The sequence below is a fragment of the Promicromonospora sp. NPDC060204 genome, from assembly GCF_042728455.1.
Taxonomy (GTDB): Bacteria; Actinomycetota; Actinomycetes; order Actinomycetales; family Cellulomonadaceae; genus Promicromonospora.
Window position 1 is genome coordinate 1 of sequence record NZ_JBHWZO010000167.1, and the last position, 13609, is coordinate 13609.

12 protein-coding genes are annotated in these 13609 nt (G+C 73.0%); 3 read left to right on the forward strand and 9 right to left on the reverse strand.

What is annotated here, in order from left to right:
• Positions 1-156 precede the first annotated feature (156 nt).
• Both ACFWEJ_RS19515 and ACFWEJ_RS19520 read left to right on the forward strand, forming a co-directional pair.
• A complete protein-coding gene (locus ACFWEJ_RS19515; RefSeq protein WP_377230854.1) occupies positions 157-792 on the forward strand; it encodes a flavin reductase family protein in 636 nt (211 codons plus the stop codon).
• A 92-nt stretch (positions 793-884) separates the two neighbouring features.
• Positions 885-1367: a VOC family protein gene (locus ACFWEJ_RS19520; RefSeq protein ID WP_377230855.1), complete on the forward strand. Its 483-nt coding sequence runs from the start codon at positions 885-887 to the stop codon at positions 1365-1367.
• 5 nt (positions 1368-1372) lie between these two features.
• On the opposite strand, the gene ACFWEJ_RS19525 is transcribed toward ACFWEJ_RS19520, so the two are convergent.
• Positions 1373-2029, reverse strand: coding sequence for a trimeric intracellular cation channel family protein (locus ACFWEJ_RS19525; RefSeq protein WP_377230856.1), 657 nt, complete (start codon positions 2027-2029; stop codon positions 1373-1375).
• Between the two features lie 22 nt (positions 2030-2051).
• Positions 2052-2780, reverse strand: a complete 729-nt coding sequence (locus tag ACFWEJ_RS19530) for an alpha/beta fold hydrolase (protein WP_377230857.1) — start codon at positions 2778-2780, stop codon at positions 2052-2054.
• Positions 2781-2941: 161 nt separating this feature from the next.
• On the opposite strand from ACFWEJ_RS19530, the gene ACFWEJ_RS19535 reads away from it, so the two are divergent.
• Entirely contained in the window at positions 2942-3766 is an 825-nt protein-coding gene (locus ACFWEJ_RS19535; protein ID WP_377230858.1) for an exodeoxyribonuclease III, read from the forward strand.
• Here the strand turns inward: ACFWEJ_RS19535 and ACFWEJ_RS19540 are convergent.
• From ACFWEJ_RS19540 to ACFWEJ_RS19570, 7 genes are all read right to left on the reverse strand, one after another.
• A complete protein-coding gene (locus ACFWEJ_RS19540; protein ID WP_377230859.1) occupies positions 3763-4947 on the reverse strand; it encodes an ABC transporter permease in 1185 nt (394 codons plus the stop codon). The genes ACFWEJ_RS19535 and ACFWEJ_RS19540 overlap by 4 nt on opposite strands.
• Positions 4944-5705 carry an ABC transporter ATP-binding protein gene (locus ACFWEJ_RS19545; protein WP_377230860.1) on the reverse strand — a complete coding sequence of 254 codons (762 nt, stop codon included), beginning with the start codon at positions 5703-5705 and terminating at the stop codon, positions 4944-4946. The genes ACFWEJ_RS19540 and ACFWEJ_RS19545 overlap by 4 nt, the downstream gene beginning before the upstream one ends.
• Positions 5702-6781, reverse strand: coding sequence for a secretion protein HlyD (locus tag ACFWEJ_RS19550; protein ID WP_377230861.1), 1080 nt, complete (start codon positions 6779-6781; stop codon positions 5702-5704). Before ACFWEJ_RS19550 ends, ACFWEJ_RS19545 begins: the two co-directional genes overlap by 4 nt.
• 147 nt (positions 6782-6928) lie before the next feature.
• Complete coding sequence (gene galK / locus ACFWEJ_RS19555) at positions 6929-8161, reverse strand: galactokinase (protein ID WP_377230862.1); 1233 nt, start codon at positions 8159-8161, stop codon at positions 6929-6931.
• 83 nt (positions 8162-8244) lie between these two features.
• The gene (locus ACFWEJ_RS19560) at positions 8245-10320 is read right to left on the reverse strand and encodes a beta-galactosidase (RefSeq protein ID WP_377230863.1); all 2076 of its coding nucleotides are present in this window, start codon (positions 10318-10320) and stop codon (positions 8245-8247) included.
• A 36-nt stretch (positions 10321-10356) separates the two neighbouring features.
• Entirely contained in the window at positions 10357-12315 is a 1959-nt protein-coding gene (locus tag ACFWEJ_RS19565; RefSeq protein ID WP_377230864.1) for a glycosyl hydrolase 53 family protein, read from the reverse strand.
• Between the two features lie 141 nt (positions 12316-12456).
• A complete protein-coding gene (locus tag ACFWEJ_RS19570; protein ID WP_377230865.1) occupies positions 12457-13446 on the reverse strand; it encodes an NAD-dependent epimerase/dehydratase family protein in 990 nt (329 codons plus the stop codon).
• Positions 13447-13609 lie beyond the last annotated feature (163 nt).

The following is a 13609-nucleotide window of genomic DNA, read 5'->3' on the forward strand; positions in this document are numbered from 1 at the left end:
CTTTTTGGCCTTCTCGGCCTTTCGCCGTTGTTTTTTTTGTGTCGTCGCACTCTCAGCACTGAGAGAGCGACTACTCCTACGTTCGACGTGGTCATGGAGGGGCGCGACGGCCGAAAGCCGCCAGACCTGGCGGCCGGGCGAGGAGAGCCTGAGGTCATGCACAGGACCATCGACCTCAAGGTCAAGTACTTCGGCACGCCCGTCGTGCTCCTCTCGACGCGGAACCCCGACGGTTCCGCCAACCTCGCGCCCATGTCGTCGGCCTGGTGGCTCGGCGACCACTGCGCGCTGGGGCTCGGCGACTCCGCCCAGACCTCGGCGAACCTCCGGCGCGAGCGTGAGTGCGTTCTGAACCTGGTGCCGTCGGGCCTGGTCGACGCCGTGGACCGGCTGGCGCTGACCACCGGCAGGCCGGACGTGCCGCCGCGCAAGGCGGCGATGGGGTACGAGTTCGTCCCGGACAAGTTCGCCCGAGCCGGCCTGAGCGGGCTGCCGTCCGACCTGGTCGGGCCGCCGCGGGTCGCGGAGTGCCCGGTCCAGCTCGAGTGCTCCGTCGAGCAGGAGTCCCCGCTGGGTACCTCCGGTTCCGGGGCCACCGTGTTCCACGTCCGCGTGCTCCGCAGCCATGTCGCCGAGGAGCTCGTCCTGCCGGGCACTCACCACGTCGACCCGGTGGGCTGGGACCCGCTGATCATGAAGTTCTGCGAGTTCTTCGGCTCCGGGTCGGCGATCCGGCCGTCCCGCCTCGCCGAGGCGTGGGAGATGCCGCACGGCGGGGTGCTGACGCACTGACCCTGGTCTCACCCGATGAGTTGCGAGGTGCCGCGGCGTCTGAAGAGTTGATGACGGGGCCGCCGCGGCCCCGAGCGACTCAGGAGGACATCATGGTGAGCGTGCGGACCCATCTCTGGTTCGGGAACAACAAGGCCGGCGAGGCCGCCGCGTTCTACGCCGAGCACATCCCGGGCTCGTCGGTCGAGCGCGTGGTGAAGGCGCCGGAGAACGCCCCGGGAGCCGAGGCGGGCACGGACTTCGTCGTGGAGTTCACGGTGGCCGGCCAGCCCGTGATCGGGCTGAACGCCGGGCCGCACCGCACCCTCGACGAGGCGTTCTCGTTCTACCTGTCCGTCGAGGGCCAGGAGGAGGTCGACCACTACTGGGACCTGCTCACCGCCGACGGCGGCGAGCCCGGCGCCTGCGGCTGGTGCACGGACAAGTTCGGGGTGTCGTGGCAGGTGATCCCCAAGGAGCTCGAGCGGCTCAGCGGCTCGTACGCGACGCCGGCCGAGATCGCCACGATGAACGCGATGCTCACGATGGGCAAGATCGACGTCGCGGCGCTGCAGGCGGCGCACGACGGCGCATAGCCCGCTCAGCGCGGCCGGCGCCGCACGGTCAGGGCCTGTTGCTCGGGGAACCTCCAGCCGTACCGCACGGCGAGCAGCCGCACCAGCGTGGTGAGCACCACGCCGGCGACGGCCGCCCAGAGCAGGGGGACCCCCAGGGCCACGAGTGCCACGAGCAGTGCGGCGCCGCCCGCGGCCGCGACCGCGTAGAGCGACCCGACGTGCAGCAGGGCGACCGGCAGGTTGAGGGTCACGTCGCGGAGCACGGAGCCGCCGACGGCCGCCGCCGCGCCGACGAACACCGCGGGGAAGGCGGGCACCCCGAGTGCCAGGGCCTTCGAGGTGCCGATCGCGCCGAACAGGCCGATGACGACGGCGTCGAGCGCGAGGATGACGGGGTCGAGGCGGGCGAACAACCGCTGCAGCGACAGCCCGGCCAGCGCCGTGACCGTCGCGACGAGCAGGTACCAGGGTCCGTAGATCACCGTGGGCGGCTCGCCGAGCAGGATGTCCCGCAGCAGGCTGCCGCCGAGCGCCACCCCGATGCCGACGAGCACGGTGCCCAGCACGTCGATGCGACGGTCGGTCAGGGCGCCGGCGAAGAGCGCGCCCTGGAGCGCGCCCAGCGCCACCGCCGCGAGCTCCGCCCAGAGGGGGATACCGAAGAGGGCGATCGTGTCCATGGTGGTGCTCGGCGGGACGAAGTCAGCGCGCGGTGGACCGCGCGGCCTCGAGGATCACGTTCGTCACGGACTCCGGCCGGGAGACCGTCACGGCGTGCGAGGCGTCGACCTCGACGAGCGTGGCGCCCGCGCGCTCGGCCATGAAGCGCGAGAGCTCGGCGGGGACGGCGAGGTCCTTCGTGGCCGAGAGCACCCACGACGGGATCGACCTCCAGGCGGCGGTGCTGGCCGGCGCCTCGAACGCGGCAAGCCCGAGCGGACGCTGGGTGGCCGCCATGTGCTCCGCCGTGGTCGCGTCGACGTCATCCGCGAACAGCTCGTGGAACTGCGCCGGGTCGATGTAGAGGTCCGTGGCCTGCCTGCCCTCGGGCGTGGTGTACGGGAACGGCTGCGCCGCGCCGCCGAGCTCGGCCCCGGGGAACTTCTCGACGAGGTCGACCAGGCTCTCCCCGGGCTCCGCGAGGAAGCTCGCGACGTAGACCAGGGCGGTCACGTCCGGGTTGCCCTCGGCCGCGTGGCTCATCACGTGCCCGCCGTAGGAGTGGCCGGCGATGACGACGGGCCCGTCGATCGTCTTGAGCACGTCACGCAGGTACTGCGCGTCCTGCTCCAGCTCGCGGAGCGGGTTGGCGACCGCGATCACGCTGTGTCCGGCCTGCCGAAGCGCCGTGATCGAGCCGTTCCAGCTCGACGAGTCGGCGTACGCGCCGTGGACCAGGACGATGGTCTGCTTCGTAGCGGTGGTGTTCATGATGTGCTCGCTCTCGGATCGGTCCTGCTGCGTCGAAGGTCTGGTGCCTTCGATCTCCCCCCGCGTAACGCATCGTGAATGCAATATATTGCATGCCGCCGGAGAAGGCGAGGGCCGCGTCGTGATCCGCCGCTGTCAGAGGTGGCCGTTAGGCTCTCCCGGTGCCCCTGATCGTCGCCACCGCCAATGTCAACGGGATCCGTGCCGCCGTCCGCCGCGGCATCGAGTCCTGGATCGCCACCCGCACCCCTGACGTGCTGCTGCTGCAGGAGGTGCGCGCGCCCGACAAGCTCGTCCGTGAGGTGCTCGACGGCTGGCACGTCGCGCACGCGGAGAGCGAGGTCAAGGGCCGCGCCGGGGTGCTCGTCGCGTCCCGCCTGCCGCTCGGCGACGTCCGCACGGGGCTCGCGACCCACGGGCCCGACGGCGCCGCGGAGACCGGCGCCGACACCGGCCGCTGGGTCGAGGCCGACGTGCGCCTGCCCGACGGCGGCACGCTCACCGCGGTCTCCGCCTACCTGCACTCCGGGTCCACCAACCCGGGCCAGGAGCACACGATGGTGGCCAAGTACGCCTACCTGGAGAAGGTGACGGCGCGGCTCGCGGAGCTCTCCGCGGCGGAGGTGCCGGCGGTCGTGGCGGGCGACCTCAACATCGCCCACCAGAACGTGGACATCAAGAACTGGAAGGGCAACCAGAAGAGCGCCGGGTTCCTCCCCGAGGAGCGGGCGTACGTGACCCGCTGGCTGGACGAGCACCGGTGGACGGACCTGGGCCGCTCCCACGCGGGAGACGGCCCCGGCCCGTACACGTGGTGGTCGTGGCGGGGCGCGGCGTTCGACAACGACTCCGGCTGGCGCATCGACTACCAGCTCGCCAACCCGGCGCTCGCTGGCGCCTGCCGCAAGGTCGAGGTCGACCGCGCGCCCACGTACGCGGAGCGCTGGAGCGACCACGCCCCGGTCGTGGCGACCTACGAGCTCTAGTACCGGATCGCGTCGATCACCTTGACGCGCACCGCGTAGATCGCCGGGATCAGGCCCGCCAGCGCGCCGATCCCGACGGCGCACGCCATGCCCACCAGGGCGGCGTCGAACGGGAAGCCCGGCAGGTCGTCGAGCGGCCGGCCGAAGATGCGGTCGATCGGGATGTTCTTGATCACGGCCACCGCGATCACCACGCCGACCACGCCCGCCACCGTGGTGGCGACCACCGACTCCATGAGGACGCCGAAGAACACGCGGCCGCTGGTGGCCCCGAAGGACCGCCGGATGCCGATCTCCCGGATCCGGTAGCGCACGGTGACCAGCGCGATGTTGAGCAGCCCGAGCCCGCCCAGGAGCAGCGCGAACCCGCCGACCCCGAGCACCAGGTACTGCAGCACGCTGTCGATCACCACGGCGTCGACCATCGGCTTCTGCACGTCGAACGGGACGCCCGCCGCCGCCAGGTCGCGGGGCAGCACCTCGGCGAACTGGTCGGCCAGCTCCGGCGGCACCCAGAACCGGTAGCTGTCGGCCAGCACCCGGTCGGGGAACCAGCGCACCGCCTGGTCGAACAGCATCATGGCGCGCGGCCCCTCGTCGTTCCACTGCACGGGCACCACGCCGATCACGGTCGCGGCCACCGGCGACTCGCCGTCGAGCACGACCTTCGGGTGCGTGGTCACGGGGGCGCCGTCGGCGTAGGCGTCGAGGAAGGCCTGGTTCACCACGAGCACGGGGGCCAGCCGCTCGGCGTCGGACTCGGTGAACCAGCGGCCCGCCTCGAGGTCCTGGCGGGTGATGATGCCGCTGTCGACGTCGACGGCCGACCAGTCGACGTAGGTTCCGGCATCGCCGCCGCGCACCGCGAGGTCGGCGGTCGCGCGCACGGAGTGGTACGAGATCTTGTGCCGCTCGGTCACGGCGTCGACGACCGCGTCCACCTCGGCCGCGGTCATCCCGGCCTCGGACGGCCCCATCGACCAGCCCTCCAGCGTGGTGTCGCGGCCCGACATGCGCTCGTTCTGCTCCTGCATGGCCTGGCCGAACATCGTCACGGCGGCGGTGATGCCGGTGATCGCGGTGACGGCGCAGGCGACGCCGATCAGCGCGAGCAGCACGCGGACCCGGTGGATCCGCAGCTCGTCCCAGGCCTCGACGATCGCGCCCACGACGCCGGTCATGCGGGGACCCCGGCAGGCTCGGACCCGGACCTGGGCCCTGACTCGGCCACGGCGGCCGGGGCGTCGAGGTGGATGGGCACCAGCACGCCGTCGGCCAGCCGGAACTGACGGTCGGCGCGGGCGGCGATCGCCAGGTCGTGCGTGATGGTCACCAGCGCGGAGCCGGTGTCGCTCGCGGCGTCGTCCAGGAGGGTCATGATCGCCTGGCCGGTCTCGACGTCGAGCGCCCCCGTGGGTTCGTCGGCGAGGATGACGCGCGGCCCGCGCACGAGCGCGCGGGCGATGGCGACCCGCTGCTGCTCGCCGCCCGAGAGCTTCTCCGGCCGGGTGTCGAGGCGTTCGCCCAGGCCGACCCGTTCGAGGGACTGCGCGGCGAGCCGGGTGCGGTTCCAGAACTGCTTGCCGCGCGCGTACAGCAGGGGCGCGGCGACGTTCTCGAGTGCCGTCCGGCCCTGGAGCAGGTTGAACTGCTGGAACACGAAGCCGAAGTCGTCGCCGCGGCGCCGGGCCAGGGCCCGGCTGCGCAGGCGGCCGACGGGCTCGCCCTCCAGGAGGTACTCGCCGGAGGTGGGCGAGTCGAGCAGGCCCAGGATGTTCAGCAGGGTGGACTTGCCGGTGCCGGAGCGGCCGACGATCGCGACGTGCTCACCGGGGCCGACCGTCAGGTCCACCCCGCGCAGGATCTCCAGCGTGCTCCCGTCGGGCAGCTCCACGTGCCGGGTGACGCCCTGGAGGTCGACGAGCGGGATGACGGTCATCCGAAGCACTCCTCCTCGAACATCTGCACCGTGGCGGTGTCGCCGTTCATCGCCGCGTCGTCGTAGGCGCTCATGTCCTCGCAGTCGACGCCGCCCTCCGTGCCGTCGTCGACGGGCGTGAACTCCAGGATCTGCTCGCCGGCCTTCAGGCCCTTGGTGACCTCGACCTGCAGCCCGTCGGTCAGGCCCAGGGTCACGTCGCGAGGCTCGGGCTCGGCGCCCTCCTCCTTGACGGTCCACACCCGGCCGGTCTGGGAGGTGCCGAGCACCGCGCTGATCGGCACCACGACGACGTCCTTCGCGTCGCCGTTCGTGATCTCGATCTCGGCGCCCAGGCCCGAGAAGGCCTTGACCTTGGGCGGGATGGAGCAGTGGACGGCGCCCGTGGCCGCCTCGGGCGCGCCCCCCATCTCCTCGCCGCCCGTCGTCGCGCCCGTGTCGCCGGGCGCCTCACCGATCGTCAGCCCGGTGCACGTGAACGGCGCCGGCCCGCCCTTGAGCGTCACCTGTGCGGAGCCCTTGGCACCGACCAGCCGGTACTGCTGGTCGGCGGTCAGCGTGCCGGAGACCGAGAGGGTGCCGGGCGAGATGGTGCCGATGACCTCGCCCACGGCGACCGCCTGGTCCTTCAGCGCCGTGATGTCCACGGTGCCGGAGACCGGTGCGAGGGCCGAGGTCCAGGTGACCTTGGGTTCCTTCTCGGTGACGGTCTCCTCGCCGGTCTTCTCGTCGACCTCGACCACGGGCTCGACGGGCTCCTCGCTCTTGATCCACAGCACGCGGGTGCCCTTGTCGACCTTGGCGTCGTCGACCTGGATCTCGGCGATGACGCCGTTGGCGGTGGCCTTGAGCTCGACCGGCGGGTCGGTGACCACGGACGCCGGCACCGTGACCGCGTTGGTGACGGAGCCCTTCTCGACGGGGATCACCGCCTCGGTGATCTCTCCCGTCGGCTGCAGCGCGTCCGGCGGGTCGAGCTCGGCGCCCTTGAGCGCCAGGACCACGAGCGCGGCGGCGATCACCGCCCAGATGATGATCCGGGCGGTGGGGAAGACGTACTGGCGGACAGCACCCACGGGGGCTCCTCGCGGCGGGGACAGGGCAGTCCGGTGGACATTAGTCCAGGTACCGGCCGAAAGGGGATGAAAGTACGGGGTGAAGCCAAGCCTTTGCGCGCGAGGGCCCCGCACCTGACGGTACGGGGCCCTCGTGGTGGGTCGCGCTCAGGCGGCCGGGGCCGACGGCGGCGCCAGCAGGAACACGGGGGCCGTCAGGCCGGCGTCGGCGAACGCGTCCGCGACCGCCTGGGCGACCGTGTCGACGTCGGACAGGCGGACCAGCGCGATGGCGCTGCCGCCGAACCCGCCGCCCGTCATGCGCGCGCCGAGCGCGCCCGCGGCCATCGCCGAGTCGACGACGAGGTCGAGCTCGCGGCAGGAGACCTCGTAGTCGTCCCGCAGGGAGACGTGCGAGGCGACCATGAACGGGCCGACGTCGGCCGCACGGCCCTCCCGCACCAGGTCGGCGAACCGCGCGGTGCGGTCGATCTCGGACACGACGTGGCGCACGCGGCGGCGCAGCACGCCGTCGGGGTCGTGGGGCTCGAGCTCGGCCAGCGCGCGGTCGATGCCCATGCCGCCCAGCGTCGGCGCGATCTCGCGCAGCGAGTCCAGGCCCAGCAGCTCCGCCGCCTGCTCGCACGAGGCGCGGCGGGCGCCGTACTCGCCGGAGACGTGGGAGTGCTCGGCCTTGGTGTCGACGACCAGGAGCGTGAGCCCGGCGGTGTCCAGGTCGAACGGGACCGGCACGCCCGACTCCAGCGGCTTCAGGCCCGGGCGGAAGTCGAGCAGCAGGGCGTAGCCCTCGCGGCAGCGCAGCGACGCCGACTGGTCGAGCCCGCCCGTGGGGGCACCGGCGATCTCGTTCTCGGCGCGGCGCGTGGCGTCGACCAGCTCGGCCCGCCCGGCGTCGGACGCCGTGAGGCCGAGGCCCGCCACGCCGTCGAGGGCCACCGCGACGGCGGCCTCCAGGGCCGCCGAGGAGCTCAGGCCCGCGCCGAACGGCACGCACGAGTCGACGGCGGCGTCGAAGCCGCCGACCTTGTGCCCGGCCTCGGCCAGGGCCCAGGCGACACCGGCGACATAGGCGCCCCAGCCCTGCACCGCGCCGGGCGCGACGTCGGACAGGCGGGCCTCCCAGACGCCCTCGGCCTGCGCCGACACCAGCCGGACCAGGTCGTCCTCACGCGGCCGCAGCGCGATGTAGGTGCGGTGCGGCAGCGCCGTCGGCAGGCACAGACCGGCGTTGTAGTCGGTGTGCTCGCCGATGAGGTTGACCCGCCCGGGGGCGGACCAGACGCCCTCGGGGGCGCCGTCGAACGAACGGGTGAAGAGCTCGTCGACCCGGTGCGCGCCGTCCTCGGCGGTCCAGGCCTCGAGCCAGTTGATGGTGGTCACGGAACTGATTATTGCCCGTCGAGCGCGCCGGGCCGACCGCCGGTCAGGCAGCGAGACCGGCGCGCTCGCCATGGGGACGGGCGTCAGGCCCCCTGGCGCAGCACGCGGACCGCCCCGGCGGGCACGTCCGCGTCGCCCGCGAGCTCCTGCCCGGTGAGGACGTCGGTGGCGGGCGAGTCCAGAGGCAGCTTCACCTCGCCGTCGGTGTGGTTGACCGCCACGGTCCAGGTGGCGGCGTCGCCGTACCGGCGCACCACCTCCAGCCCGTCCACGGTGCCGGACTGCGCCAGGCCCGCGCCCGCGTAGACGTCGGCCATGACCGTGGCCAGCGTGGCGGCGTCGAGCGCGGTGGACACGTACCAGCCCGTGCCCGCGCCGTGCCGGTGCCGGGTGATCGCCGCCCCGCCGGGCTTGGGGCCGTCGACGTAGGTGCCGACCGGCTCGGCGCCGTCCAGCACCAGGTCGTCGGCCCAGACCGTGCCCGTGAGGTCGGTGGTGTCGTTGGTCGCGGTGCCTGCCCCTGCGGCCCCGGCCCGGTAGGCGACCGTGAGAGTCTCCTCGGCGCGCAGCGGCAGGAACTCCTCCACCCACACGCCGAGCGCGTCGCGCAGCGGTGCCATGAAGCCGCCGGGGTGCACGGCGTCGTGCTCGTCGACGATGCCGCTGAAGTAGCTCACCAGCAGCGATCCGCCGCCCTCCACGTAGGCGGTGAGGTTCGCGGCGTCCTCGGCCCGCAGCAGGTACGACGCCGGGGCGACGACGAGCTTGTACCCCGACAGGTCCTGGCTCGGCCGCACCAGGTCGACCGTGTGGCCGTCCCGCCAGAGCCGGTCGTAGTAGGCGTCGACGCGCTCGCGGTGGCGCGCGCCCTCGCTGGGCCGGAACTCCAGGTCCTGCGCCCAGAACGACTCGTAGTCCCACACCAGGGCGACGTCGGCCCGCACCGTGGAGCCGCGCAGCTCGGCCAGCCGGCCGAGGTTCGCGCCGAGCTCGGCCACCTCGCGCCACACCCGCGAGCCCGTGCCGGCGTGCGGCAGCATCGCGGAGTGGAACTTCTCCGCGCCGGAGCGGGAGGCGCGCCACTGGAAGAACATGATCGCGTCCGCGCCGCGGCCCAGGTGCGCGAACGAGTTGCGGGCCAGCTCGCCAGGCCGCTTGGCGACGTTGCGCGGCTGCCAGTTCACGGCCGACGTCGAGTGCTCCAGCAGGAGCCACGGCTTGCCGCCCGCGACCGACCGGGTGAGGTCGGCGGCCAGGGAGAGCCCCACGTAGCCGCGCGGGTCGGCAGCCCGCAGGTAGTGGTCGTTCGAGACGAGGTCGACCTCCTTGCCCCACGCGAACAGGTCCGTGGCCGGGCAGCTCGCCGCCATGAAGTTGGTGGTCACCGGCGCGGACGAGTGCTCCCGGACGGCGTCGCGCTCCGCGATGAAGCAGGCCCGCAGGGCGGCGTCCGAGAACCGCGCGAAGTCGAGCTGCTGTGCGGGGTTGATTGCCTCGGGGGCCGCCGCCGGGACCTGGACGTGCTCCCAGTCGGCGTAGTGCTGGCCCCAGAAGGCGGTGCCCCAGGCGGCGTTGAGCGCGTCGAGCGAGCCGTACCGCTCGCGCAGCCACTCGCGAAACGCGCGCTGGGCGTGGACCGAGTAGTCCAGGGCGACGGGCGCGCCGTACTCGTTGTGCACGTGCCAGCCCGCCAGCGCCGGGTGCGTGCCGTACCGCTCGGCCAGAGCCGTGGTGATGCGCAGCGCGGCCTCCCGGTAGGCGGGGGCGGTGGGCGCCATCAGCCCGCGGCCGCCTGGGCCCATCGGCGTGCCGTCCCGGTCGACGACCCGCGCGTCCGGGTGGGCCGCGTACAGCCAGGCGGGCGGGGCCGCCGTCGGCGTGGCGAGCAGGATCCGGACGCCGCCGTCATGCAGCAGCCCGATGATGCGGTCCAGCCAGCCGAAGTCGAACTCGCCCGGGCGCGGCTCCAGCAGCGCCCAGCTGAAGATGCCGAGGCTGACGAGGTTCACGCCCGCCTCGTTCATGAGCCGCACGTCCTCGGCCCAGACCTCCTCGGGCCACTGCTCGGGGTTGTAGTCGCCGCCGTAGCCGATCTGCTCGACGCCGGTCAGCCAGCCGTCGAACCGCGGTCCGGGGGTGAAGCTGGAGGTCTCAGGCATGAGGGTCCTTTCAGGGGCGTATCTGGTGGAACGTGGTCAACGGCCGGGCAGTACGTGGACCGTCGCCGTGACGGGACCGTACTCCGTCGTCCCGGCGACGGTGAACGTGCCCGGGACGGCGGTCGCGTCGCCAGGCACGGCCTGCCAGACGACGGGGGTGCGCGCCGTTCGGTGGTCGCCCGGCGACAGCACGTCGACGGTGCGGGGCAGCCGCACGTCGTCGTCCACCCGGGTGACCAGGCGGACGTCGTCCTGCAGCACGTGCGTGACGTCGCTCTCGTGGAAGACGTCGAGCGACGCGTTGGCCTCGGGGAACCAGCCGGAGCCGGTCTCGACCCAGGTGAACATGGGCTGCCAGTTCGCGGGCTCCCAGACCAGCACGCCCTGGACGCGGTTGCCGGGCACGTCGTTGGCGACCTGGAAGACCCGCTGGATCGCGTCGGCCTGGCCCTGGACGGTCACGGGGAACGGCGAGTTCGGCAGCGGCGTCGGGTCGCCGGGCGGCCAGCTCTCCGCCGGGTAGGCCGTCTCGGCGACGTCGAGCGCGTAGTCCGGGAAGGCGTCGGCGATGGTGTGCAGGTTGTGCTCCAGCTCCTCGGGGCTGCCGTGCCACTCGGGGTAGTAGGACAGGGCGAGCACGTCGGGGGCGGCGTCGGCGGCCTCGAGCCGGGTCAGCAGCTGGGTCCAGAACTCCATGGTCTTGTCGAGGCGGCCGGTGTCCACGATCGCGTGGATCTCGACCTCCGACTCCGGGGACGCCTCGCGCACCGCCTCGATGCCGGACGCCATGAGCGTGGCGAACCGGTCCCACTGCTCCGTGTAGAGCCGCTGCTCCTCCGGGTCGTCGCTCCGCCAGTAGTCCCACAGGAGGCCGCCGCCGGGCTGGGACTGGTAGACGTCGGCCTCGTCCGTGAAGTACTGCGGCGCGGTGGTGCCGATGATCTGCGCCTCGCTGCCGTACAGGAACCCGTTGATCACCTCGTTGCCCACCGCGACCTTGGCCGGGGTGGTGCCCTGCTCCTTGAGGCGGGTCAGGTAGTCCGCGGTGAAGTCGTGGACCCGCGCTGTCAGCTCGTCGAACGGCAGCTCGGCCCAGGCGCGCGGCTTGGGCTGCTTGCTCGGGTCGGCCCAGCTGTCGGCGTAGTGGAAGTCGATGCCGAGGCTCAGGTCGCGGTCGACGATCTCGCGGGCGACCGTGAGCGAGCGCTCGGGCCCCTGGTAGGCCGGGTCCGTCTCGACGCCGGTGGTCTCGTCGCGCGGGTCGTTCCAGATGCGCAGGCGCAGGTGCTCCATGCCGCGGTCCTTGACCACGTCGAGCAGGTGCGGGCCGGGGTCCGGCTCGCCGGCCAGGGCAGCCTCCGCGTCGAGGTAGTACGGCTGGTCGCGCTCCTGGTCGGCGTAGGAGAGGTCGGCGCCGAGGCGCAGGTCGTCGCGCAGGTAGTTGTAGGCGTGGACCTCGGCGATGCCGTTCCTGGTGTCCCTGGCCGCGGCGGGGTCGGTGAACCGGACGCGCACGTAGCGGGTGCCGTCGCGGTCGACCAGGGCGGTGGTGCCGGCAGCTCCGCTGCGGCCGTCGTGATGGTCGGCGACGGTCACCCAGCGCTTCTTGTCCTTGGAGACCTCGACGACGTAGCGCGCGGGCATCGCGTCCGCGAGCACGACCTCGATCTTGTGCAGCCCGTCGTAGGCGCCGCCCAGGTCGAGGGTGAGGGCCTGGTCCTTCTTTTTCGGGCCCTTCGGGCCCTTCGTGGCGCCGGCCGACGGCGTCCAGGCGGTGCTCTCGTCGCCGTCCGTCGCCCGGCCGGAATCAGCATCGTTGCTGGTGGCGTGGGTTGTAACCCAGTCCTTGCCGGCGAGGTCGGTCTCGACGGGCTCGACCACGGCCTCGCCGTAGCCGGCGGCGGCCGGCCCCCCGGCGAGGCCGGCCGTGGTCAGGGCGACGGCCAGGGCGGCGCTGCCCGCGAGGACCCGCGCCCGGTGTGTGCTGTGCGTCATGAGGACTTCCTTGTCCAGGTCGGGAACGGCCCGGCGGGCCGTTCGTCCGGAGTACCCAGCACAACGGTAGGTCCTCGGCGCGCGTGTGGGAATACGCTTCCCGACGTCGTCCGCCGCGCCCTGCGCACGCCCCCCGCGTGCTCACCCCCGGACGGCGGCCAGCACCTCCTGCTCCTCGTCCCGCGTGAGGCCCGTGACCTTGGCGTCCGGGGTGGCGCGGAGCCAGGCGACGGTGTCGCGGGCGGTCTCGGCGAAGGGCCGGATCCGCAGGCCCGCCTCCAGCGACGACGCGACGTCGTGCGTCATGAACCCGCCCTCGGCCAGGTCCGCGACCCAGAACGGGATGGACCGGGGCCCGGACCACTGCGCCACCTCGTGCGCGGTGAGGACGTCCGGGGCGACCGCGACCAGCGCCGGGTCCGCGCCGACGCCGTCGGCCACCCCGGCCAGCAGCTCCGACCGGGGCACGGGCGGGCAGACGGCGTCGAAGTCGCCCTTCGTGCCCTGCTCCGCCGCCGTCACGATCCACTCCGCGAGGTCGCGGACGTCCACGAGCTGGACCGGGTCGTCCACGGGCTCGGGCACCAGCACCGGCAGGCCGTCCTCGGCGGCCTGCGCGAACCGGGCCGGCCAGTAGGTGAACCGGCCGCTCGGGTCGCCCGGCCCGATGATCAGGCCGGGCCGGATCACGAGGGCAGCCGCCGCGCCGGTGCGGACGATGGTCTCGCAGGCGACCTTCATCGCGCCGTAGACCTCGGGGCCGGAGGCCGGGTCCTCGTCGGTCTCGATCGGGTCGAGCAGGGGCAGGGTCCCGGGGGTGCCGCCGACGGTGGCCGTGTCGGCGTAGACGTTGACGGTCGAGACGAACGTCCAGTGGGCGTCCGGGAAGGCCGCGACGGCGGCGCGCACGTGCGACGGGATGCGGGAGACGTCGACGACGGCGTCGAACTGCTGCTCCGTCAGCTCCCCGGGCACCGCGTCGGCGCGGTCCCAGCGCACCAGCGTGGCGCCGTCGGGCACCGTGCCGCTCACGCCGCGCGCCGCGCACACGACGTCGTGGCCGCGGGCCACCGCGGCCGCCGCTACCGCACGGGACAGGAAGACGGTTCCACCGAGCACCAGGATTCGCATGGTGCCCACCGAACCGCATCGGGAGCGACGGGGCATCCGTATCTGCTGCTGGCGAATCTTCGGCGGGCGAAGCCGGGATGGACCATGGCTGCGGCAGTCGCGGCTGCTCGGGGGCTCATCCCCTCTGAGGCCCTGGTTTCTTCGCTTTGAGGCGGCTCAAAGC